A 22,857-nucleotide genomic window follows, 5' to 3' on the forward strand; every position below is an offset into this window, starting at 1 on the left:
AGCCTACAGTTAACTGGGTATATCACTGAAAACAATTGAAAGCAGGGAGAACACCATGCAAAAACATATCCTGATCACCTCAATTTTTACCGCAGCAGCACTGTTTACCGTGGCCGGTTGTTCCTCAAACCAGGCGGTTAAAACCACCGATGGCAAAACAATCGTCACTGACGGCAAACCGCAGGTTGATGATGATACTGGTCTGGTGTCGTACAAAAATGCCCAGACGGGTAAGACGGAACAGATTAACCGCGATCAGGTTAAGGATATGAGCGAACTGGACAACTAGTTCAGTTTTCTCCATTCAGCCACTCAATAATATTGACTGTTAGCCTGTGGATTAAGTGACTAAACTCACTGTTATTACAATAATGCAGTGACACAGGCTAATCATGATTCTCATCATTTATGCGCATCCCTATCCGCAACATTCGCATGCGAATAAGCGGATGCTTGAACAGGCAAGGACGCTGGAGGGCGTGGAGATACGCTCGCTATACCAGCTCTACCCCGACTTCAATATCGATATTGCCGCTGAACAGGATGCGCTGGCGCGCGCTGATTTGATCATCTGGCAGCATCCGATGCAGTGGTACAGCACACCTCCATTACTCAAGCTGTGGATGGATAAAGTCCTTTCGCACGGCTGGGCGTATGGCCATGGTGGTACTGCGCTGCACGGTAAACAACTGCTGTGGGCGGTGACGACCGGCGGCGGTGAAAACCACTTCGATATTGGCTCCCATCCCGGATTTGATGTGCTTTCTCAGCCTTTACAGGCAACAGCGCTCTATTGCGGCCTCAAATGGCTGCCGCCGTTTGCGATGCACTGTACGTTTGTCTGTGATGATGAAACGCTGCAAGCGCAGGCGCGTCACTACAAACAGCGTCTGATGGAATGGCAGGAGGCACACCATGGATAGCCATACGCTGATACAGGCGCTGATTTATCTCGGATCGGCGGCGCTGATTGTACCCATCGCCGTACGGCTGGGATTAGGGTCGGTACTGGGGTATCTCATCGCCGGATGCATTATCGGACCCTGGGGTCTGAGGCTGGTGACGGACGCCGAATCCATCCTGCATTTTGCGGAGATCGGTGTGGTACTGATGCTGTTTGTCATCGGTCTGGAGCTGGATCCGCAACGTTTGTGGAAATTGCGGGCATCGGTGTTCGGCGGCGGTGCGCTACAGATGGTGGTTTGCGGCGGCTTAATTGGTTTGTTCTGTATGTTCCTTGGCCTGCGCTGGCAGGTAGCGGAACTGATCGGCATGACGCTGGCGCTTTCCTCAACGGCGATCGCTATGCAGGCAATGAATGAACGCAACCTGATGGTTTCGCAAATGGGCCGCAGCGCGTTTGCCGTGCTGCTGTTCCAGGATATCGCCGCTATTCCATTGGTGGCGATGATCCCGTTACTGGCGGCGAGCGGCGCATCGACTACGCTTGGGGCGTTTGCATTGTCAGCCCTGAAGGTAGCGGGCGCACTGGTATTAGTGGTGGTATTGGGGCGTTATGTCACACGTCCGGCCTTGCGTTTTGTTGCGCGTTCGGGCCTGCGGGAAGTATTCAGTGCCGTTGCGCTGTTCCTCGTGTTTGGCTTCGGTCTGCTCCTGGAAGAGGTTGGCCTGTCGATGGCGATGGGGGCCTTTCTTGCCGGAGTGCTGCTGGCAAGCTCTGAGTATCGCCACGCGCTGGAAAGCGACATTGAGCCATTTAAAGGATTGCTGCTGGGACTGTTTTTCATTGGCGTGGGGATGTCTATCGACTTTGGTACGCTGATTGATAATCCCTTGCGCATTATCATTTTGCTGGTCGGTTTCCTGGTTATCAAAACCGTCATGCTGTGGTTGATAGCGAAACCGTTGCAGGTGCCGAACAAGCAGCGTCGCTGGTTTGCCGTATTGTTAGGGCAGGGCAGTGAGTTTGCCTTTGTGGTGTTTGGTGCGGCGCAAATGGCAAATGTGCTCGATCCTGACTGGGCGAAATCGCTGACACTGGCGGTGGCGTTGTCGATGGCGGCTACGCCGATTTTGCTGGTGATTTTGACGCGTCTGGAAAAATCGGCGACTTCGGAAGAGCGGGAAGCCGATGAAATCGATGAGGAGCAACCGCGGGTGATCATCGCTGGATTTGGGCGATTTGGCCAGATAACCGGTCGCCTGTTGTTGTCGAGTGGGGTCAAAATGGTGGTTCTTGATCATGACCCGGACCATATCGAAACGCTGCGTAAATTCGGGATGAAGGTTTTCTATGGCGATGCGACCCGGATGGATCTGCTGGAGTCTGCCGGGGCGGCGAAAGCTGAAGTCATTATTAATGCCATTGACGATCCGCAAACCAGCCTGCAGTTAACCGAAATGGTGAAAGAGCATTTCCCGCATCTGCAAATTATTGCTCGTGCGCGCGATGTGGATCATTACATCCGCCTGCGCCAGGCGGGCGTGGATATGCCGGAACGCGAAACCTTTGAAGGTGCACTGAAGACCGGACGTCTGGCGTTGGAGGGGCTCGGGCTTGGGCGCTATGAGGCACGTGAGCGGGCCGACGTATTCCGCCGATTCAATACCATGATGGTAGAGGAGATGGTGAAAGGGGAAAATGACGCGACTTCCCGCGCGGCCGTTTATAAACGCACCAGCGCAATGCTGAGTGAAATTATTGCGGAAGATCGTCAGCACTTATCGTTAATTCAACGCCATGGCTGGCAAGGCACGGATGAAGGTAAGCATACGGGCGACGTCGCCGATGAGCCGGAAGTGAAACCGTCAGCATAGGGTAAAAAATGTGATGTTCTGCAAACTTTACTGCTAATTGGCTGTTTTTGAACTACTGTAATGCTGGCGTACCACCTTAAATAGGTCGGTTCGCCAGCAGAACGGAAAATTTTCCTGTTCATCCTCTTTCCGCCAGTCGACGAAAGATTGCGCTTTCCGTATAGTGGCGACAATTTTTTTGTATCCGGGAAATATTCAATGATCAGTCTGATTGCGGCGTTAGCGGTAGATCGCGTCATCGGTATGGAGAACGCCATGCCGTGGAACCTCCCTGCCGATCTCGCCTGGTTTAAACGTAATACCTTAAACAAGCCGGTTGTCATGGGACGCCACACCTGGGAATCCATCGGGCGACCGTTACCTGGGCGTAAAAATATCGTCATCAGCAGCAAGCCTGGCACTGACGATCGTGTACAGTGGGTGAAGTCTGTTGATGAAGCCATTGCGGCCTGCGGTGATGAACCAGAGATTATGGTGATTGGCGGTGGGCGCGTGTATGAGCAGTTCCTGCCAAAAGCGCAGAAGCTGTATCTGACGCACATTGATGCTGAAGTCGAAGGGGATACGCATTTCCCGGACTACGAACCGGATGACTGGGAGTCGGTGTTCAGTGAATTCCACGATGCCGACGCGCAAAACTCTCACAGCTACTGCTTCGAGATTCTGGAGCGTCGTTAATCCTGTAAGTGCCGGATGGCGGCGAAACGTCTTATCCGGCCTACTCTTGTGCCAGATGTAGGCCTGATAAGCGTAGCGCCATCAGGCATAAATCTCTCAGGCGTTGACCGCTTCGCCAGGATCCAGATTCAGATGGCGATTTGATGGCTGCACAAAGTACTGTTTGTCTTCCCAGCGCAGACAGGTGAGATCGCCTCCCCAGCAACACCCCGTATCCAGCGCGTAAATACCTTCTGGTGTGCCTTTGCCTTCCAGCGATGCCCAGTGCCCGAATGCAATGCTGTACGCTTCACTGACAGGTCCAGGAATGGCAAACCACGGCTTCAGCGGGGCAGGTGCGTCTTCTGGTGACTCTTTGCTATACATATCCAGTTGACCGTTGGGGAAGCAGTAACGCATGCGGGTAAAGGCGTTGGTAATAAAACGCAGGCGTGCCAGCCCGGTCAGTTCCGGGGTCCAGTTATTGGGCATGTCGCCGTACATCGCATCAAGGAAGAAGGGATATGAGTCGCTCGACAACACGGCTTCAACATCGCGAGCACAGTCTTTTGCCGTCTGCAGGTCCCACTGTGGGGTGATACCGGCATGTGCCATCACCAGCTTCTTCTCTTCGTCCACCTGCAACAGCGGTTGACGGCGGAGCCAGTTAAGTAATTCGTCGGCATCCGGTGCTTCGAGCAGCGATGTGACCCTGTCTTTAGGTTTATTACGACTGATACCAGCAAATACGGCCAGCAGGTGTAAATCGTGATTACCCAATACCAACCGTACGCTGTCGCCCAGTGATTTCACGTAGCGCAAAACGTCCAGCGAGCCCGGCCCACGGGCGACCAGATCGCCGGTGAGCCATAGGGTGTCTTTTTGGGAATTAAAGTCTACCTGATGCAGCAAGGCTACCAGTTCATCGTAACAACCGTGAACGTCGCCAATAAGGTATGTCGCCATAGTTATTGTTTTAATGAATGAGTGTTGGAACGGCGAGTCGGAATACGGGAATGTCGATGGTAAAGGCGATGCCTTGTTCATCGATCATTTCGTAGTGACCCTGCATGGTGCCCAGCGGCGTTTCAATCACCGCACCGCTGGTATACTGGTACTCTTCGCCGGGTTCGATATGGGGCTGGACACCAACCACGCCTTCACCCTGGACTTCTGTTTCGCGGCCATGACCATTAGTGATTAACCAATAACGCCCCAACAGCTGCACAGGCGCTCGCCCCAAATTGCGGATAGTTACGGTGTAAGCAAAAACGTAACGTTCATCATCAGGTGAGGATTGCGCCTCAATGTAGACGCTTTGTACCTGAATGCACACTCGGGGCGAATTGATCATGTTTAACTCTCCTTCGATGGCGCGTTTTCTGACAGATAGTTAGCCATCCGGCAGTATTGCGCGACAGAGATATTTTCCGCTCGCATCGCCGGATCAACGCCCAGCTCTGTCAGTACTTCAACGCTAAATAGGTTGCCGAGACTGTTACGTACCGTTTTACGGCGCTGATTAAACGCTTCGGTGGTAATACGGCTCAGCACACGAACATCTTTAACCGGGTACGGCATCGACGCGTGAGGGACCAGACGCACTACGGCGGAATCGACTTTAGGCGCAGGCGTAAATGCAGATGGCGGCACTTCAAGTACCGGGATCACATTGCAGTAATACTGCGCCATGACGCTTAATCGACCATACGCTTTACTGTTTGGCCCTGCAACCAGACGATTGACCACCTCTTTTTGCAACATGAAATGCATGTCGGCAATTGCATCAGTATAGGAAAAAAGATGGAACATGAGTGGCGTGGAGATGTTGTACGGCAGGTTGCCGAATACGCGCAGCGGCTGACCCATCGTTTGTGCCAGTTCGCCGAAGTTCATGGTCATGGCATCTTGCTGATAAATCGTCAGCTTAGGCCCTAAAAACGGGTGTGTCTGTAAGCGTGCTGCCAGATCGCGGTCCAGTTCAATGACCGTGAGCTTGTCCAGGCGTTCGCCAACTGGTTCGGTCAATGCCGCCAGGCCTGGGCCGATTTCGACCATAGCCTGACCTTTCTGCGGGTTGATAGCAGAGACAATACTTTCGATCACAAACTGATCGTTGAGGAAGTTCTGCCCGAAACGTTTACGGGCTAAATGGCCCTGATGGACTCGATTATTCATTGGTATTAACAATCATTTTGATGGCGAGATTAAGCGCCGTAATAAAACTGCCGACATCTGCTTGTCCACGGCCCGCGAGTTCAAGTGCGGTGCCGTGATCGACGGATGTGCGAATAAAGGGCAGGCCCAGCGTGATATTCACACCGCGACCAAATCCCTGGTATTTTAGCACGGGGAGACCCTGATCGTGGTACATTGCCAGCACGGCATCCGCGTGGTCGAGATATTTGGGCTGAAAAAGCGTATCTGCGGGCAGCGGGCCGTTTAATTTCATCCCCTGCGCACGCAGTTCATCGAGTACCGGAATGAGGGTGTCTATCTCTTCCGTTCCCATATGGCCGCCTTCACCAGCATGCGGGTTAAGACCGCACACCAGAATATGTGGATCGGCAATGCCGAACTTAGTGCGTAAATCATGATGCAAAATGCCGATCACTTCCTGAAGCAGGGCGGGCGTAATGGCGTCGGCAACGGCTCTGAGCGGCAAATGCGTGGTTGCCAGGGCAACGCGCAGTTCTTCGGTCGCCAGCATCATAACAACTTTCTTTGCCTGTGAGCGCTCTTCAAAAAACTCGGTATGCCCGGTAAACGGAACGCCTGCGTCATTGATTACGCCCTTGTGAACCGGACCGGTGATCAACGCCGCAAACTCACCTTGCAGACAACCATCGCAGGCGCGAGCCAGCGTATCCACCACATATTGCCCGTTTTCTACCGCCAACTGACCCGCGACAGCAGGTGCCCGCAGCGCAATCGGTAACAGCGTCAATGTGCCTGCTGATTGCGGTCTGGCTGGGGTATCTGGAGAGTAGGGGAGGAGTGAAAGCGGTAAACCGAGCATTGCTGCCCGGTCACTGAGAAGTCCTGCATCCGCACAGACAACGAGTTCTACAGGCCAATCGCGCTGGGCGAGCTGAACCACCAGGTCCGGGCCAATCCCGGCGGGTTCGCCGGGAGTGATAACAACGCGTTGAGTACGAGCCATTAGTTGCTCAGAACTTTAACGTAAGCGCTGGCGCGCTGTTCCTGCATCCAGGTTGCTGCTTCTTCCGAGAATTTACGGTTCATCAGCATACGGTAAGCTCTGTCTTTCTGCGCCGCGTCAGTTTTATCAACGTTACGCGTGTCCAGCAGTTCGATCAGATGCCAACCGAAAGAGGAGTGCACCGGGGCGCTCATCTGGCCTTTATGAAGTTTGGTCAGCGCATCGCGGAAAGCTGGGTCGAAAATATCCGCTGCAGCCCAACCCAGATCGCCGCCCTGGTTGGCAGAGCCTGGATCCTGAGAAAACTCTTTAGCGGCTGCTGCGAAGGTAGTTTTACCGCTCTTAATATCTGCCGCGATTTGTTCCAGCTTCAGACGCGCCTGCTGATCGGTCATGATCGGCGACGGCTTAAGCAGAATATGGCGGGCGTGAACTTCAGTCACGGAGATGCTCTGGCTTTGGCCACGCATATCATTGACTTTCAGGATGTGGAAGCCGACACCTGAACGAATTGGGCCGATGATATCGCCTTTTTTCGCAGTGCTTAACGCCTGGGCGAAGATACCCGGCAGCTCCTGAATACGTCCCCAACCCATCTGGCCGCCTTTCAGCGCCTGCTGGTCAGCGGAATAAGTAATAGCCAGTTTGCCGAAATCACTACCGTTACGCGCTTCATCAACAACAGAGCGCGCCTGGCTTTCAGCCGCGTTAACCTGGTCGGAAGTTGGGTTTTCCGGTAATGGGATCAGAATGTGGCTCAGGTTCAGTTCGGTGCTGGCATCGTTTTGGTTGCCTACCTGTTGCGCCAGGGCATCCACTTCCTGAGGCAGGATAGTAACGCGACGGCGAACTTCGTTGTTACGCACTTCAGAGATGGTCATCTCTTTGCGGATCTGGCTACGATAGGTCGAATAGCTTAAACCATCCTGTGCCAGACGACTGCGCATCTGATCCAGCGTCATGTTGTTCTGCTTGGCGATGTTGGCAATAGCCTGATCCAACTGCTCGTCAGAGATTTTAACACCCATCTTCTGACCCATTTGCAGGAGGATTTGATCCATGATCAAACGTTCCAGGATCTGATGACGCAGCGTGGCGTCGTCCGGTAACTGCTGACCAGCCTGACCCGCATTAAGTTTTACTGACTGCATTAAGCCATCGACGTCGCTTTCGAGAACGACGCCGTTATTGACGACGGCTGCGACTTTATCGACTACCTGTGGGGCAGCGAAACTGGTATTCGCGATCATGGCGATACCGAGAAGCAGCGTTTTCCAGTTCTTCATACTTTTTCCATTTCAATTAACCGCGATGCGGATTACGTTGTAAATCAATCAGATCATAAAGAGCTTTGATACGGCAAAATGTTTGAACGCAACATTTGGTTGGTGCCGAGACCGTAGTTGGAGCTCAGGCCGCGCAGTTCGATATTAAAGCCGATCGTGTTGTCATAAATCGCGTGTTTCTGGGTGTTATCCCAGCCGTTCAGCTTACGTTCGTAACCGAAGCGAATGGCGTAACAGCAGGAGTTGTACTGCAAGCCCAGCATGGAATCCGCTTCTTTGTTCACGTTGGTATCGAAGTAGTAAGCACCGACAATCGACCAACGGTCGGCGATCGGGAAGCTTGCCACTGCGCCCACCTGCGAAATCCCATTTTCATACTGGGCGTTAGTGACATCGCGTGAAGGTACAGCGGCCTTAATATACTCTGGGCTGGCATAACGGTAGTTCAATTGCAGCATACGGTTTTCGTCGCGGCGGTATTCGATACTGCTATTGCTGGTTGCGATACTATCCAGACGCGTGTCGTACTGGATCCCACTGCGTAAACCCCAACGATCGGAGATGCGCCAGTAGGTATCGCCAGCCCATACCAGTGAGCCCGTTTTGTCGTCATTCTCCCATTCTGTATGGTCATCGCCAGTGCGAGACTCGGTGAAATAGTAGATTTGACCCACAGAAATATTAAAACGTTCAACGGCTGCGTCATCATAAACGCGAGATGTTACCCCGGTCGTGACCTGATTGGCGGAAGCGATACGGTCCAGGCCGCTATAGGTACGGTCACGGAACAGGCCGCTATAGTCAGATTGCAGCAGGGACGAGTCATAGTTATAGATATGACTTTGGTCGCGATACGGTACGTACAGGTACTGCGCGCGCGGTTCCAGCGTCTGGGTATAACCCGGCGCCAGCATTTGCATGTCACGCTCAAACACCATCTTGCCGTCAACTTTAAACTGCGGCATGACGCGGTTGGCTGAATCATCGAGCTTGTTAACGTTACTCGGGTTGTTGTTATACCAGTCCAGATTGGTCTGCTGATAATGCGTAGCCAGCAGTTTCGCTTCGGTATTGATACTTCCCCAGTTGTTCGACAATGGCAGAGTGATGGTCGGTTCAAGGTGAACGCGCGTCGCTTCCGGCATATTGTCGTTGGTGTTAACGAAGTGCACCGCCTGACCATAAATCCGGGTATCAAACGGACCAACGTCATTCTGGTAGTAGTTGACGTCTAACTGCGGCTGTGCAGAGTAGCTGTTACTGTTTGCCGCATCGAAGACCTGGAACTGCTTGGTCGAAACCGTGGCATCAAAGTTCTGTACCGCGTAGCCGACGCTGAATTTCTGCGTGGCGTAGCCGTCGGTGCTGGAACCGTACTTGTTATCAAAATTATTAAAGTAGCTGGTGTCGCTGACCTTGGTGTAGTCGACATTGAAGCGCCACACCTGATCCATCACGCCCGAATGTTGCCAGTAGAACAGCCAGCGGCGTGAATTGTCATCCTTCGGATTTTCATCTTCGTACACTTTATCGGAGTTCAGATAGTCGAACTCCATCAGGCCAGCACCTGCTTGCGTCAGGTAGCGGAATTCGTTCTCCCACATGATCCCGCCACGACGGTGCATATAATGTGGCGTGATGGTGGCGTCCATGTTGGGCGCAATGTTCCAGTAATACGGCAGGTAGAACTCAAAATAGTTATTGGTGGAATATTTTGCGTTCGGGATCAGGAAACCGGAACGGCGCTTATCGCCGACGGGTAACTGTAAATAAGGACTGTAAAAGACCGGAACCGGACCCAGTTTAAAACGGGCGTTCCAGATCTCTGCGACCTGTTCTTCACGGTCGTGGATCACTTCGCTACCGACGACGCTCCAGGTATCGGAACCCGGCAGACAAGAGGTAAAGCTACCGTTTTCCAGAATGGTATAACGGTTTTCCCCACGCTGTTTCATCAGGTCGGCTTTCCCGCGCCCCTGACGACCTACCATCTGGTAATCACCTTCCCAGATGTTGGTATCTTTGGTATTCAGATTAGACCAGCCCTTCGGTCCCTTCAGAATAACCTGATTGTCATCATAATGGACGTTGCCTAGCGCATCGACGGTACGTATTGGCTCCGGCTGGCCTTCAGCCTGCTTCTGATGAAGCTGTACTTCGTCGGCCTGCAGGCGGCTGTTACCCTGTGCGATGTCCACGTTGCCGGTAAACACCGCGTCATCGGGATAATTCCCTTTAGCGTTGTCGGCATTGATGGTGACGGGTAATTCATTAGTCTCGCCCTGTACCAGAGGACGGTCATAGCTCGGCACGCCCAGCATACACTGTGAGGCGAGATCGGCTGCCAGGCCCTGATGGCTATAGAGGGCACTGGCAATCATGGTGGCCAGAAGAGTGGGAATACGTTTTTTCATACGTTGTATTTATTGTTCCATCATCAGTAGCGTCGCGCGTGACAAACGGTCACAGCCTAACTTATCTCATCTTCACTGCGCTAGTGTTAATCCTGCCCATTTAGGCATCCGTGGTGTTAGGCACGGCATTGAATGACAGGTATGATAATGCAAATTATAGGCGATGTCCCACAATTGACCGCAGCCGTAAATCGGTAAAAGCACCTTATATTGTGGGACATAGCCTGGCTGAGAGCATAAAGATTTGGGGAGTCTATGCAGTATTGGGGAAAGATAATTGGTGTAGCCGTGGCCTTAATGATGGGTGGCGGCTTTTGGGGTGTGGTTCTGGGGCTGTTAGTTGGCCACATGTTCGACAAAGCCCGCATGCGCAAAATGGCGTGGTTTGCCAACCAACGTGAACGCCAGGCGCTGTTTTTTGCCACCACTTTTGAGGTGATGGGGCATCTGACCAAATCCAAAGGTCGCGTCACGGAAGCCGATATTCATATCGCCAGCCAGTTGATGGATCGGATGAATTTGCACGGTGATTCGCGAACGGCTGCACAACACGCCTTCCGGGTAGGAAAATCGGATAATTATCCATTACGTGAAAAGATGCGTCAGTTTCGCAGCGTCTGTTTTGGTCGATTCGATCTGATCCGCATGTTTCTGGAAATTCAAATCCAGGCGGCATTTGCCGATGGGTCGTTACATCCTAATGAGCGTGAAGTGCTGTATGTGATTGCTGAAGAGTTGGGGATCTCACGTACCCAATTTGATCAGTTCCTGCGCATGATGCAGGGCGGCGCACAGTTTGGCGGCGGTTATCAACAGCAGTCTGGCGGCGGTGGCTGGCAGCAGGCGCAACGCGGCCCGACGCTGGAAGACGCCTGTAATGTGCTGGGTGTGAAAACGACCGATGATGCGACTACCATAAAGCGCGCTTACCGTAAGCTGATGAGCGAGCACCATCCGGACAAACTGGTCGCGAAAGGTCTGCCGCCAGAGATGATGGAAATGGCGAAGCAAAAAGCGCAGGAAATCCAGAAGGCTTACGAGTTAATCAAAGAACAAAAAGGCTTTAAATAATAATTATGCCGGATGCGGCTAGCGCCTTATCCGGCCTACGGTAATGAATGTAGGCCGGGCAAGCGAAGCGCCCCCGGCATAAATTGGCTCAGAATTTAAAAATCCGCCGGGACTTTAAACGTCATACTGTTGCCGTATTCGGGATGCGTGATGGTTAGCATCTCGGCGTGCAGCAGCAGGCGGGGTGCCAACGCCAGCGCTTCGGGCGGAGCATAGAAGCGATCGCCGAGGATTGGATGCCCTAACGCCAGCATATGCACACGCAGCTGGTGGGAGCGTCCGGTAATCGGTTTAAGCACGACCCGGGCGGTGTTATCCGCCGCGAACTCCACTACTTCATACTCTGTCTGCGCTGATTTCCCGGTCTCATAACACACTTTTTGCTTTGGCCTGTTCGGCCAGTCGCAAATCAGCGGTAAATCAACCAGACCCTCGGCCGGAGCGGGATGCCCCCAGACGCGTGCAACATACTGTTTTTTCGGTTCGCGCTCGCGAAACTGGCGTTTTAGCTCGCGCTCTGCCGCTTTGGTTAGCGCGACTACAATCACGCCGCTGGTGGCCATATCCAGACGATGGACGGATTCAGCCTGCGGATAGTCGCGCTGAATACGCGTCATCACGCTGTCTTTATGCTCATCCAGACGACCCGGTACAGACAACAAACCGCTCGGCTTGTTGACCACCATAATGTGCTCATCCTGATACAGGATGACCAACCAGGGTTCCTGCGGCGGATTGTAGTTTTCCATCCCCATGTATGGCTCCGTTACTGATGCGTCACGACGATCAGGCGCAGGGCATCCAGACGCCAGCCCGCCTGAGCCAGGCTTTCCATCACCTGCTGACGGTTACTTTCAATTGCGCTAAGTTCGTCATCACGGATGTTCGGGTTAACGGCACGCAGCGCTTCCAGACGGGAGAGTTCCGCAGTCAGTTTTTCGTCCGCTTCTTTACGTGCTGCGTCGATCAGCGCGCGGGCTGATTTTTCCACCTGCGCTTCACCGAGTTGCAGAATAGCATGAACGTCCTGCTGCACGGCGTTGACCAGTTTACTGCCGGTGTGGCGGTTAACGGCGCTGAGCTGACGGTTAAAGGTTTCGAACTCAACCTGTGCAGCGAGGTTATTGCCGTTTTTATCCAGCAGCATACGTACCGGCGTTGGCGGCAGGAAGCGGTTCAGCTGCAGCTGTTTCGGCGCTTGCGCTTCAACCACATACACCAGCTCAACCAACAGCGTTCCGACCGGCAATGCTTTGTTTTTCAACAATGAAATGGTGCTGCTGCCGGTGTCGCCAGAGAGGATAAGATCCAGACCATTACGGATTAACGGATGCTCCCAGGTAATAAACTGAGCGTCTTCACGCGACAGAGCGACATCACGCTCAAACGTAATGGTGCAGCCATCTTCCGGCAATCCAGGGAAATCTGGCACCAGCATATGATCGGACGGCGTCAGCACGATCAAATTGTCACCACGGTCATCCTGATTAATACCAACGATATCAAACAGATTCATGGCGAAGGCGATCAGGCTGGTATCATCGTCCTGTTCTTCAATACTCTCAGCCAGTGCCAGCGCTTTTTCACCGCCGTTAGAGTGGATCTCCAGCAGACGATCGCGACCTTGCTCCAGCTGAGCTTTCAGCGCGTCATGTTGTTCGCGACAGGTTTTGATCAGATCGTCAAAGCCATCGGTATTTTCTGGTTCAGCCAGGTAGCCGATCAGATTGTTATAGACCGTGTCGTAGATGGTACGGCCGGTCGGGCAGGTATGTTCAAACGCATCCAGACCTTCATGGTACCAGCGCACCAGCACGGATTGTGCGGTTTTTTCCAGGTACGGAACGTGGATCTGAATATCATGTGCCTGACCAATACGATCCAGACGGCCAATACGCTGTTCCAGCAGGTCCGGGTTGAACGGCAGGTCAAACATCACCAGATTGCTGGCGAACTGGAAGTTACGCCCTTCGGAGCCGATTTCAGAACACAGCATGACCTGGGCGCCGCTATCTTCTTCGCTAAACCAGGCTGCGGCGCGGTCACGCTCAATGATCGACATCCCTTCATGGAACACGGCTGCGCGGATACCTTCGCGCTCTCGCAGAACCTGCTCCAGCTGAAGCGCGGTGGTGGCTTTTGCACAGATAACTAATACTTTTTGCGAGCGGTGGCTGGTCAGATAGCCCATTAGCCATTCCACGCGCGGGTCAAAGTTCCACCAGGTGCCGGTATCGCCTTCGAATTCCTGATAAATCTGTTCCGGGTAGAGCATATCGCGCGCCCGGTCTTCCGCGCTTTTACGCGCACCCATAATGCCGGAGACTTTAATCGCCGTCTGGTATTGGGTCGGCAGCGGCAGCTTGATGGTGTGCAGCTCGCGTTTTGGGAAGCCTTTCACACCATTACGGGTGTTACGGAACAGCACGCGGCTGGTGCCATGGCGGTCCATCAGCATCGAAACCAGCTCCTGACGCGCGCTCTGGGCATCTTCGCTGTCGCTGTTTGCCGCCTGCAATAGCGGCTCAATGTCCTGCTCGCCAATCATGTCGCCTAACATGTTCAGCTCACTGTTACTCAGCTTGTTGCCTGCCAGTAACATAGCGACGGCGTCGGCGACCGGACGATAATTTTTTTGCTCTTCAACAAACTGGGCGAAATCGTGAAAACGGCTGGGGTCCAGCAGGCGCAGACGAGCAAAGTGACTTTCCATGCCCAGCTGCTCCGGTGTAGCGGTTAGCAGCAGGATGCCCGGCACACGTTCTGCCAGTTGTTCAATGGCCATATATTCGCGGCTGGGCGCGTCTTCGCTCCACACCAGGTGATGCGCTTCATCGACGATCAGCAGATCCCATTCGGCGTCACACAGATGCTCCAGGCGCTGTTTACTGCGACGGGCAAAGTCCAGCGAGCAGATGATCAGTTGTTCGGTTTCAAATGGGTTGTAGGCATCGTGCTGCGCTTCTGCATAACGCTCATCATCAAACAGTGCAAAACGCAGGTTGAAGCGACGCAGCATTTCGACCAGCCACTGGTGCTGTAATGTCTCCGGGACGATGATCAGCACGCGCTCTGCGGCGCCGGACAGCAGTTGTTGATGCAGGATCATCCCGGCTTCAATGGTTTTACCTAAACCCACTTCGTCTGCCAGTAAAACGCGAGGGGCATGACGACGGCCAACATCATGGGCAATGTTCAGTTGGTGAGGAATCAGGCTGGTACGTTGACCACGCAACCCACTCCACGGCATACGGTATTGTTCGCTCTGAAATTTACGGGCACGATAGCGCAGAGCAAAGCGATCCATGCGGTCAATCTGGCCGGCAAACAGGCGATCTTGTGGTTTGCTGAATACCAGTTTGCTGTCGAGTAGTACTTCACGCAGCATGACACCGGTTTCTTCGGTATCCAGGCGGGTTCCGATATAGGCAAGCAGGCCGTTTTCTTCTTTTACTTCATCGACATGCAGTTGCCAGCCTTCATGGCTTGTTATCGTATCGCCAGGATTGAACATCACGCGGGTCACGGGGGAATCACTGCGCGCATACAGACGGTTTTCGCCCGTCGATGAGAAAAGTAATGTGACGGTTCGCGCATCCATGGCGACAACGGTACCAAGTCCCAATTCGCTTTCTGTATCGCTGATCCAGCGTTGACCAAGTGTAAAAGGCATATATGTTCGGCTCTATATCTTTAGTTGCAGGCAATACTCACCCTCTGCCAGAGTAAAGTGGCAGCAAGTGTATTGGGGTCCAGGAATGGAAAGGGCGCTATGGTACTGGATGGCGACGGTTTCGTCACGCGTCAAAATAACCCCAGTTGCCCTGTGAGTAGTGTAGCAAAATTATCGTCAATAAAGGGAAGAATTCCCTCGGCAACGGGTTGGATCTGGCGTGTCAGATAATGCTCGTAATCGAGCGCAGATAGCTGATAATCAACAGGTTCTGGGCCATTGACCGTCCAGACATATTTTATGGTACCGCGATTTTGATACTGCGGTGGACGCCCCAGCTTTACATTCTGCTCATCGGCGAGTCGCGCGGCACGCACGTGTGGTGGAACATTTCGCTGGTATTCGCTTAACGGGCGGCGCAGGCGCTTGCGGTACACCAGTTGTTCATCCATTTCACCGGTCATCAGACGGTCAATAGTCTCGCGAACAAACTCCTGATAAGGTTCGTTACGAAAAATTCGCAGGTATAGCTCCTGCTGAAACTGTTGGGCTAGCGGCGTCCAGTCGGTTCGTACCGTTTCCAGTCCCTTAAACACCATACGTTGTTCAGCGCCGTCCTGAATCATCCCTGCATAGCGTTTTTTACTGCCGGTATCTGCACCGCGAATGGTCGGCATCAGAAAGCGACAAAAATGGGTTTCAAATTCCAGCTCCAGCGCACTGGTCAGGTTTTGTTGTTTCAGCGACTGCGCCCACCAGTCGTTGACGTAGCTCACCAGCTCACGGCCAATCCGGGCGGCATCATCTTCTGAGTGCGCCTTTTTCAGCCAGACAAAGGTCGAGTCGGTATCGCCATAGATAACGTCGTAACCCTGAGCTTCAATCAGCGCTTTGGTCTGGCGCATGATCGCATGGCCGCGCATGGTAATGGACGAGGCCAGTCTCGGGTCGAAAAAGCGACAGGCGGTGGTTCCCAGCACGCCGTAAAATGCGTTCATGATGATTTTCAGCGCCTGCGAGAGCGGCTTATTGCCGCGGCGTTTTGCTTCATCGCGACCATGCCAGATCCGGGTCACGATTTCCGGCAGGCAGTGCTTTTCACGTGAGAACCAGGCGTCAAGGAACCCTTCGGTGCTGTGCTCCGGATCCGGCTGCGCCATTCCTTCGATAAGCCCCACCGGATCGATTAAAAAAGTACGTATTATTGAGGGGTACAGGCTTTTGTAATCCAGCACCAGTACCGAGTCGTATAAGCCGGGGCGCGAGTCCATCACGTAGCCACCGGGGCTGGCGTGAGCGGGGACTTCACCCAGGTTCGGTGCCACATAACCCGCCCGGTGCATTCGTGGCAGGTAGAGATGTCCGAAGGCGGCAACTGAACCACCGTGCCGGTCGACCGGCAGACCGTTGACCGTTGACCGTTCCAGCAGAAATGGCATGATCTCGGTTTTATGAAAAATACGCGTGACCAACTCACAGTCTTTGAGATTGTAGGTGGCGAGCGCGGGCTTATCTTGGGCAAACCGGCGATCGATTTCGTCCATCCTGTCCCAGGGATTATCAATTGACTTCCCTTCGCCCAGTAGCTCCTGCGACACCGTCTCCAGCGAAAATGACGAGAAATTCCAGAATGCGGATTTGAGCGCCTCAATGCCGTCGATAATCAGGCGACCTTTAGCCTGCGCGAAGAACACGCCGTTTTTGAAGCCATGCTCGCGCCACTCCAGCTCGCTATTGTCACGACCAAAACGCAGGGGAATGCGGTAACGTTCGGCGTGCTTTTGCAGGACGCGTAAATCGAATTGCACGACGTTCCAGCCGATTATCACATCAGGATCGTGACGGGCAATCCAATCATTGAGCTTTTCCAACAACTGCGGGCGGCTTGCAACGTACTCAAGTTCAAAATCCAGCGCAGAGGCATCACCGTTTGCCGGGCCGAGCATATAGACAATACGCTGCCCACAGCCCTCAAGACCGATGCAGTAGAGTTCGCCGTGGCGCGTGGTTTCGATATCCAGCGATACCCATTTTAGCGGTGGTCGATAGTCAGGGTTCGGCTTCAGGCGGGCATTAACCAGCATGTCGTCATGTCTGTCGCCTTCGACCCAAACAGGGGAGGTGATAAAGCGCTCCATCAGATACCGCTCCGGCGGCCGTACGTCAGCTTCGTAGACGGTGACTGCGTTTTCGCGCAGCAGTTTTTCCAGCCGCATAAGCTGGCGATGTGAGCGGCAATACAGGCCGGAAACGGGCTGGCGGTGGAAGTCTTGCAACTGAAGAGGCGTCAGGCGATAGCCGTTTTCAGTACGTAATAGTGAGGTGACGCGAGGAACCTGACTGGTGGGAATAAACGCGACTGACTCCTGTGGCGCAAGCGTGACCTGCAGCGGCCCATCGTCTGTAGCCAGCCAGAATGAGACCTCAGTTCCCTGCGGAGTGTCCCGCCAGTGTCGGGTTAGAATAAAGCCTGCCTGCGCCACGCTGTGTATCCATTAAAAAACCAGGCATTATTATAGCCTGGTTCTGATAGATTGGCTGTGATTTTATACAGTTGTTATGTGTCAGCAGGGACTATTGCCCGTAGTAGGCTTTAGCACCATGTTTACGCAGGTAATGCTTATCTAACAGGGTTTGTTGCATATCTGGCAATTGCGGCGCGAGCTGGCGACAGAAGATCCCCATGTAGGCGACTTCTTCCAGCACGATGGCGTTATGCACCGCATCTTCGGCATTTTTTCCCCAGGCAAACGGACCGTGAGAGTGCACTAGCACGCCAGGCATCTGCGCGGCGTCAATACCTTGTTTCTCAAAGGTTTCAACGATCACATTGCCGGTTTCCCATTCATATTCGCCGTTGATTTCTTCGTCGGTCATTTTCCGTGTGCAGGGAATCGAACCGTAGAAATAGTCCGCATGGGTGGTACCCGTGGCCGGAATCGACTGCCCCGCCTGCGCCCAGATGGTTGCATGACGCGAATGGGTGTGAACAATGCCGCCAATGGTCGGGAATGCCTGATACAGCAGTCGGTGCGTTGGGGTATCGGAAGAGGGCTTCTTCTGGCCTTCGACTACTTCACCCGTGGCGATACTGACTACCACCATATCGTCTGCGGTCATTACGCTGTAATCGACCCCGGAAGGTTTAATCACAAACACGCCGCGCTCGCGATCGACGGCGCTGACGTTCCCCCAGGTCAGGGTGACCAGATTGTGCTTAGGCAACGCCAGATTGGCTTCCAGTACCTGACGTTTAAGATCTTCTAGCATGTTAACTCCTGAATGCCGGATGGCGCTTCGCTTATCCGGCCTACGGTGATTTGTAGGCCCGGTAAATGAAATGCCACCGGGCAATCCGTTTCGACAATTAACGTTTGAACCCGTAATACACTTCGTTCCAGCGCAGCGCGTCCTTAAAGGCCGGCAGGCGGGTATCGTTATCGATCACCGCGATCTCGATATCGTGCATTTCAGCGAACTGGCGCATATCGTTCAGATCCAGCGCGTGGCTGAACACGGTGTGGTGCGCGCCACCGGCCAGGATCCAGGCTTCAGATGCAGTTGGAAGATCCGGGTGAGCTTTCCACAGCGCGTTAGCGACAGGCAGTTTCGGCAGGGAGTGCGGTGTTTGTACCGTGTCGATGCAGTTAACCAGCAGGCGAAAACGATCGCCAAGATCGATCAGGCTGGCAACCACGGCCGGGCCGGTTTTGGTGTTGAAGATCAGACGGGCGGGATCGTCTTTACCACCAATACCGAGGTGCTGTACGTCGAGGATCGGTTTCTCTTCCATCGCGATGGACGGGCAAACTTCCAGCATGTGCGAACCGAGTACCAGATCGTTGCCTTTCTCGAAGTGGTAGGTGTAATCCTCCATAAATGAGGTGCCGCCCTGCAGACCGGTTGACATCACCTTCATGATGCGAAGCAGAGCGGCGGTTTTCCAGTCGCCTTCGCCAGCAAAGCCATAGCCTTGCTGCATCAGACGCTGTACGGCCAGACCCGGGAGCTGTTTCAGGCCGTGTAAATCTTCAAATGTGGTGGTGAAGGCGTGGAATCCACCCTGTTCCAGGAAGCGCTTCATCCCCAGTTCAATACGGGCCGCTTCCAGGACGTTCTGACGTTTTTCACCATGGACTTGCGTCGCCGCCGTCATGGTGTAGGTGCTTTCGTACTCATCGATTAGCGCGTTGATTTCGCCGTCGCTAATTGCGTTCACTACCTGCACCAGATCGCCCACGGCCCAGGTGTTTACCGAGAAGCCGAACTTGATCTGCGCAGCGACTTTATCGCCATCGGTGACCGCAACTTCACGCATGTTGTCGCCAAAGCGACAGACTTTCAGGTGGCGGGTATCCTGTTTGGACACGGCCTGGCGCATCCAGGAGCCAATGCGTTCATGCGCTTGTTTATCCTGCCAGTGGCCGGTGACCACGGCATGCTGCTGACGCATACGTGCGCCGATGAAGCCGAACTCACGACCGCCGTGCGCAGTCTGGTTCAGGTTCATAAAGTCCATATCAATGCTGTCCCACGGCAGGGCGGCGTTGAACTGGGTGTGGAACTGCATCAGCGGTTTGTTGAGGATAGTCAGGCCGTTAATCCACATTTTGGCCGGGGAGAAGGTATGCAGCCAGACCACCATCCCTGCACAGCGATCGTCGTAGTTAGCGTCACGACAGATAGCGGTAATCTCGTCAGGGGAAGTGCCCAGCGGTTTTAATACCAGCTTACAGGGCAGTTTGGCTTCAGTATTCAGTGCGTTAACGACGTGCTCCGCATGTTGGGTTACCTGACGCAGGGTTTCAGGGCCATACAGATGCTGGCTACCAATCACAAACCACACTTCATAGTTATCAAAAATCGTCATTGTCGTGTCCTTAATGTGTCAGGGTTGCCAGGTCTACCGGGGCTTGTTGCGCCGGAGCGGCAGTCGGAAGGTATTGTTGTTCAGCGCTTACCGCCCAGTGCTGATAGCGGCGGTAGAGTTGTTCAAAACGTTGAGCCTGCTCTGGGCGAGGTTGCAGCGTGTTTTCCACGGCGCTTGCCATTTGCTGCTGAGCGGCTGGGATATCGACGTGTACTTTCGCGGCAACGGCAGCGAAGATAGCCGCACCGAGTGCGCAGCACTGGTCTGAAGCGACAATCTGTAGCGGGCGGTTCAGCACGTCACAGCAGGCCTGCATGATGACCGGGTTTTTGCGCGCGATACCGCCAAGCGCCATTACGTTGTTAACCGCAATGCCTTGTTCGGTGAAGCATTCCATAATGGCGCGTGCGCCAAAGGCCGTGGCGGCAATCAGCCCACCGAACAGCGCTGGCGCGTCAGTTGCCAGGTTCAGATCGGTAATTACCCCTTTCAAACGCTGGTTGGCATTGGGCGTACGGCGACCGTTGAACCAGTCGAGCACCACCGGGAGATGCTCCAGTGATGGATTTTTCGCCCAGGCTTCAGTGAGTGCAGGCAGCAGCTGTTTTTGACTGGCTTTAATCTGGGGCTGCAGTTCCGGATGCTGTGCGGCAAGCTGTTCCAGAGGCCAGCTCAGCACGCGGCTAAACCAGGCATAGATATCGCCGAATGCGGACTGGCCAGCTTCGAGGCCAATAAAATCAGGCACTACGCTGCCATCAACCTGGCCGCAAATGCCTTTCACCGCGCGTTCGCCAACGCTGTGTTTGTCGGCAATCAGAATGTCGCAGGTCGACGTGCCGATGACTTTCACCAGCGTGTTAGGCTGTGCGCCTGCGCCAACCGCGCCCATATGGCAGTCAAAAGCACCGCCTGCAATCACCACGCTTTCCGGTAGCCCCAGGCGCTGTGCCCACTCGGCGCATAGGGTGCCAACCGGCAGATCCGCGGTGAAGGTATCGGTAAACATTGGGTATTGCAGATGGCGGTTGAGGATGGGGTCGAGTTCGTCAAAGAAACTGGCTGGCGGCAGACCACCCCAGCTTTCATGCCACAGTGATTTATGTCCGGCGCTGCAGCGACCGCGACGAATATCCTGTGGGCGTACGGTATTGGAGAGCAGGGCCGGAACCCAATCGCATAGCTCAATCCACGAGACCGCAGCTTCGGCTACCGCATGGTCCTGGCGGGTTACATGCAGGATTTTGGCCCAGAACCATTCGCTGGAATAAATGCCGCCGATATAGCGGGAGTAATCAATCTTGCCCGGCGTGTGGCACAGGCGGGTGATTTCTTCCGCTTCTTCTACTGAGGTGTGATCTTTCCACAGGACAAACATTGCATTCGGGTTTTCCGCGAACTCCGGACGCAGTGCCAGTACGTTACCGTCTGCATCGATGGGGGCCGGGGTTGAGCCGGTACTGTCAACGCCTATCCCGACCACTTCCGCGCGCTGTTCAGCGCTCAGTTCGGCCAATACGGTTTTCAGCGCCGCTTCCATGGATTCAATGTAGTCGCGCGGATGATGGCGAAACTGGTTGTTTGGGCCATCGCAATACTGCCCTTCTTGCCAACGTGGATACCACTCAACGCTGGTGGCGATCTCTTCGCCGGTGGCACATTCCACCGCCAAAGCGCGTACTGAATCACTACCAAAATCGAGGCCAATTGCAATCGCCATCGTCTTACTCCATCCAAAAATACGGGTATGGATAAACAGTAGTGAGTAGCGATAAAAACCGTCAGGCAGGATCCGCTAATCTTATGGATTAAAATGCTGTGGCATCACAAAGTGTGACGCTGTGCAAATAATCAATGTGGACATTCCTGCCGTAGTTATAGACACTTTTGTTAGCCGATTTTGACGTTGGCGTAGTACATGTTTTTTACAAAGAGCTTTTCACAAGCGGGATTGGTGGTCCATTACCGCAAATACAGCGGCCCGCAGGGGCGACAGCGATGATGTCTGGCGTAATATGGACAAATTGTTTCTTGGCAGGACATAGGGAGTATTGAAATTATGGCTGAAACGCAAAACGATCCCCTGTTGCCAGGTTATTCGTTTAACGCGCATTTGGTGGCCGGATTAACCCCCATTGAGGCGAACGGATACCTGGATTTTTTTATCGACAGGCCGCTGGGTATGAAGGGTTATATCCTCAATCTCACCATCCGTGGCGAAGGGGTTATCAATAATCAGGGCAAGCAGTTTGTCTGCCGGCCTGGCGATATTCTGTTGTTTCCACCTGGAGAAATTCACCACTACGGACGCCACCCTGACGCCAGCGAGTGGTATCACCAGTGGGTTTACTTTCGCCCGCGCGCCTACTGGCAGGAGTGGCTGACCTGGCCAGCCATTTTTGCCCAGACCGGTTTTTTCCGCCCGGATGAAGCGCATCAGCCGCATTTTAACGAGCTGTTTGGGCAGATAATTAACGCTGGGCAGGGAGAAGGTCGTTATTCCGAACTGCTGGCGATTAATTTACTGGAACAATTATTGCTCCGACGTATGGAAGCCATCAATGAATCGCTACACCCGCCCATGGACAACCGCGTCCGCGATGCCTGCCAGTACATCAGCGATCACCTGGCGGACAGCAATTTTGATATCGCCAGCGTCGCGCAGCACGTCTGCCTGTCGCCTTCCCGTTTGTCGCATCTGTTCCGTCAGCAGTTAGGTATCAGCGTATTAAGCTGGCGCGAGGACCAGCGCATCAGCCAGGCGAAGCTATTACTGAGTACCACACGTATGCCCATTGCCACCGTAGGTCGCAATGTTGGCTTTGACGACCAGCTCTATTTCTCTCGTGTTTTCAAAAAATGTACCGGCGCCAGTCCGAGCGAGTTTCGTGCTGGATGTGAATAAAAAGTGAATGATGTATCCTGAAAGTTGTCATAACTCGCAA

General features: G+C 53.8%; 18 protein-coding genes. 6 read left to right on the forward strand and 12 right to left on the reverse strand.

The genetic code is table 11. The features are described from left to right. The first annotated feature begins 55 nt into the window (after positions 1-55). The 4 genes from OGV71_RS04485 to folA all read left to right on the forward strand — a co-directional run bounded on the left by OGV71_RS04485 (position 56) and on the right by folA (position 3,456). Positions 56-289, forward strand: coding sequence for a YgdI/YgdR family lipoprotein (locus tag OGV71_RS04485; RefSeq protein WP_003018880.1), 234 nt, complete (start codon positions 56-58; stop codon positions 287-289). A 103-nt stretch (positions 290-392) separates the two neighbouring features. Next, positions 393-923: a glutathione-regulated potassium-efflux system oxidoreductase KefF gene (gene kefF / locus OGV71_RS04490; RefSeq protein ID WP_204584120.1), complete on the forward strand. Its 531-nt coding sequence runs from the start codon at positions 393-395 to the stop codon at positions 921-923. Continuing rightward, complete coding sequence (gene kefC, locus OGV71_RS04495) at positions 916-2,778, forward strand: glutathione-regulated potassium-efflux system protein KefC (protein WP_003018875.1); 1,863 nt, start codon at positions 916-918, stop codon at positions 2,776-2,778. The genes kefF and kefC overlap by 8 nt, the downstream gene beginning before the upstream one ends. 198 nt (positions 2,779-2,976) lie before the next feature. Beyond that, the gene (gene folA / locus OGV71_RS04500; protein WP_003018873.1) at positions 2,977-3,456 is read left to right on the forward strand and encodes a type 3 dihydrofolate reductase; all 480 of its coding nucleotides are present in this window, start codon (positions 2,977-2,979) and stop codon (positions 3,454-3,456) included. A 96-nt stretch (positions 3,457-3,552) separates the two neighbouring features. Here the strand turns inward: folA and apaH are convergent, their stop codons facing one another. The 6 genes from apaH to lptD are packed head-to-tail and all read right to left on the reverse strand — an operon-like array spanning position 3,553 to position 10,298. Beyond that, positions 3,553-4,401 (reverse strand): bis(5'-nucleosyl)-tetraphosphatase (symmetrical) ApaH, encoded by an 849-nt coding sequence (gene apaH / locus OGV71_RS04505; RefSeq protein WP_016149534.1) that lies wholly within the window; start codon positions 4,399-4,401, stop codon positions 3,553-3,555. Positions 4,402-4,411: 10 nt separating this feature from the next. Then, positions 4,412-4,789 (reverse strand): Co2+/Mg2+ efflux facilitator ApaG/CorD, encoded by a 378-nt coding sequence (gene apaG / locus OGV71_RS04510; RefSeq protein WP_003018867.1) that lies wholly within the window; start codon positions 4,787-4,789, stop codon positions 4,412-4,414. A gap of 2 nt (positions 4,790-4,791) precedes the next feature. Continuing rightward, positions 4,792-5,613 (reverse strand): 16S rRNA (adenine(1518)-N(6)/adenine(1519)-N(6))-dimethyltransferase RsmA, encoded by an 822-nt coding sequence (rsmA, locus tag OGV71_RS04515; protein WP_204584118.1) that lies wholly within the window; start codon positions 5,611-5,613, stop codon positions 4,792-4,794. Next, positions 5,606-6,598 (reverse strand): 4-hydroxythreonine-4-phosphate dehydrogenase PdxA, encoded by a 993-nt coding sequence (pdxA, locus tag OGV71_RS04520; RefSeq protein WP_003018862.1) that lies wholly within the window; start codon positions 6,596-6,598, stop codon positions 5,606-5,608. The genes rsmA and pdxA overlap by 8 nt, the downstream gene beginning before the upstream one ends. Beyond that, complete coding sequence (gene surA / locus OGV71_RS04525; protein WP_003018860.1) at positions 6,598-7,884, reverse strand: peptidylprolyl isomerase SurA; 1,287 nt, start codon at positions 7,882-7,884, stop codon at positions 6,598-6,600. Before surA ends, pdxA begins: the two co-directional genes overlap by 1 nt. 53 nt (positions 7,885-7,937) lie before the next feature. After that, on the reverse strand, positions 7,938-10,298 hold the full coding sequence (gene lptD / locus OGV71_RS04530; RefSeq protein WP_286532744.1) for an LPS assembly protein LptD: 2,361 nt from the start codon (positions 10,296-10,298) through the stop codon (positions 7,938-7,940). 255 nt (positions 10,299-10,553) lie between these two features. Between lptD and djlA the strand changes: the two genes are divergently transcribed. Beyond that, entirely contained in the window at positions 10,554-11,369 is an 816-nt protein-coding gene (djlA, locus tag OGV71_RS04535) for a co-chaperone DjlA (protein ID WP_003845702.1), read from the forward strand. A gap of 95 nt (positions 11,370-11,464) precedes the next feature. Here djlA and rluA read toward each other — a convergent pair whose 3' ends face one another. From rluA to araB, 6 genes are all read right to left on the reverse strand, one after another. Then, a complete protein-coding gene (rluA, locus tag OGV71_RS04540) occupies positions 11,465-12,124 on the reverse strand; it encodes a bifunctional tRNA pseudouridine(32) synthase/23S rRNA pseudouridine(746) synthase RluA (protein WP_003018849.1) in 660 nt (219 codons plus the stop codon). A gap of 11 nt (positions 12,125-12,135) precedes the next feature. Continuing rightward, positions 12,136-15,042, reverse strand: coding sequence for an RNA polymerase-associated protein RapA (gene rapA, locus OGV71_RS04545; RefSeq protein WP_204584116.1), 2,907 nt, complete (start codon positions 15,040-15,042; stop codon positions 12,136-12,138). Positions 15,043-15,173: 131 nt separating this feature from the next. Beyond that, the gene (gene polB / locus OGV71_RS04550) at positions 15,174-17,525 is read right to left on the reverse strand and encodes a DNA polymerase II (RefSeq protein WP_032948504.1); all 2,352 of its coding nucleotides are present in this window, start codon (positions 17,523-17,525) and stop codon (positions 15,174-15,176) included. A gap of 91 nt (positions 17,526-17,616) precedes the next feature. Beyond that, the gene (araD, locus tag OGV71_RS04555; RefSeq protein WP_003018841.1) at positions 17,617-18,312 is read right to left on the reverse strand and encodes an L-ribulose-5-phosphate 4-epimerase; all 696 of its coding nucleotides are present in this window, start codon (positions 18,310-18,312) and stop codon (positions 17,617-17,619) included. A gap of 97 nt (positions 18,313-18,409) precedes the next feature. After that, positions 18,410-19,912, reverse strand: coding sequence for an L-arabinose isomerase (araA, locus tag OGV71_RS04560; RefSeq protein WP_071696581.1), 1,503 nt, complete (start codon positions 19,910-19,912; stop codon positions 18,410-18,412). Between the two features lie 10 nt (positions 19,913-19,922). After that, positions 19,923-21,632 (reverse strand): ribulokinase, encoded by a 1,710-nt coding sequence (gene araB / locus OGV71_RS04565; protein ID WP_061548368.1) that lies wholly within the window; start codon positions 21,630-21,632, stop codon positions 19,923-19,925. Positions 21,633-21,971: 339 nt separating this feature from the next. Here araB and araC point away from each other — a divergent pair, with 339 nt between their 5' ends. After that, positions 21,972-22,817 carry an arabinose operon transcriptional regulator AraC gene (araC, locus tag OGV71_RS04570; RefSeq protein ID WP_003018834.1) on the forward strand — a complete coding sequence of 282 codons (846 nt, stop codon included), beginning with the start codon at positions 21,972-21,974 and terminating at the stop codon, positions 22,815-22,817. The last annotated feature ends 40 nt before the right edge of the window (positions 22,818-22,857 follow it).

Source organism: Citrobacter sp. Cf088 (genome assembly GCF_030334295.1).
Lineage (GTDB): Bacteria > Pseudomonadota > Gammaproteobacteria > Enterobacterales > Enterobacteriaceae > Citrobacter > Citrobacter freundii.

What these genes read in the sequence shown, in the direction of transcription:
- OGV71_RS04485 (WP_003018880.1), top strand. Translation starts at nt 56, where the DNA reads ATGCAAAAACATATCCTGATCACCTCAATTTTTACCGCAGCAGCACTG.
- kefF (WP_204584120.1), top strand. Translation starts at nt 393, where the DNA reads ATGATTCTCATCATTTATGCGCATCCCTATCCGCAACATTCGCATGCG.
- kefC (WP_003018875.1), top strand. Translation starts at nt 916, where the DNA reads ATGGATAGCCATACGCTGATACAGGCGCTGATTTATCTCGGATCGGCG.
- folA (WP_003018873.1), top strand. Translation starts at nt 2,977, where the DNA reads ATGATCAGTCTGATTGCGGCGTTAGCGGTAGATCGCGTCATCGGTATG.
- apaH (WP_016149534.1), bottom strand. Translation starts at nt 4,401, where the DNA reads ATGGCGACATACCTTATTGGCGACGTTCACGGTTGTTACGATGAACTG.
- apaG (WP_003018867.1), bottom strand. Translation starts at nt 4,789, where the DNA reads ATGATCAATTCGCCCCGAGTGTGCATTCAGGTACAAAGCGTCTACATT.
- rsmA (WP_204584118.1), bottom strand. Translation starts at nt 5,613, where the DNA reads ATGAATAATCGAGTCCATCAGGGCCATTTAGCCCGTAAACGTTTCGGG.
- pdxA (WP_003018862.1), bottom strand. Translation starts at nt 6,598, where the DNA reads ATGGCTCGTACTCAACGCGTTGTTATCACTCCCGGCGAACCCGCCGGG.
- surA (WP_003018860.1), bottom strand. Translation starts at nt 7,884, where the DNA reads ATGAAGAACTGGAAAACGCTGCTTCTCGGTATCGCCATGATCGCGAAT.
- lptD (WP_286532744.1), bottom strand. Translation starts at nt 10,298, where the DNA reads ATGAAAAAACGTATTCCCACTCTTCTGGCCACCATGATTGCCAGTGCC.
- djlA (WP_003845702.1), top strand. Translation starts at nt 10,554, where the DNA reads ATGCAGTATTGGGGAAAGATAATTGGTGTAGCCGTGGCCTTAATGATG.
- rluA (WP_003018849.1), bottom strand. Translation starts at nt 12,124, where the DNA reads ATGGGGATGGAAAACTACAATCCGCCGCAGGAACCCTGGTTGGTCATC.
- rapA (WP_204584116.1), bottom strand. Translation starts at nt 15,042, where the DNA reads ATGCCTTTTACACTTGGTCAACGCTGGATCAGCGATACAGAAAGCGAA.
- araD (WP_003018841.1), bottom strand. Translation starts at nt 18,312, where the DNA reads ATGCTAGAAGATCTTAAACGTCAGGTACTGGAAGCCAATCTGGCGTTG.
- araA (WP_071696581.1), bottom strand. Translation starts at nt 19,912, where the DNA reads ATGACGATTTTTGATAACTATGAAGTGTGGTTTGTGATTGGTAGCCAG.
- araB (WP_061548368.1), bottom strand. Translation starts at nt 21,632, where the DNA reads ATGGCGATTGCAATTGGCCTCGATTTTGGTAGTGATTCAGTACGCGCT.
- araC (WP_003018834.1), top strand. Translation starts at nt 21,972, where the DNA reads ATGGCTGAAACGCAAAACGATCCCCTGTTGCCAGGTTATTCGTTTAAC.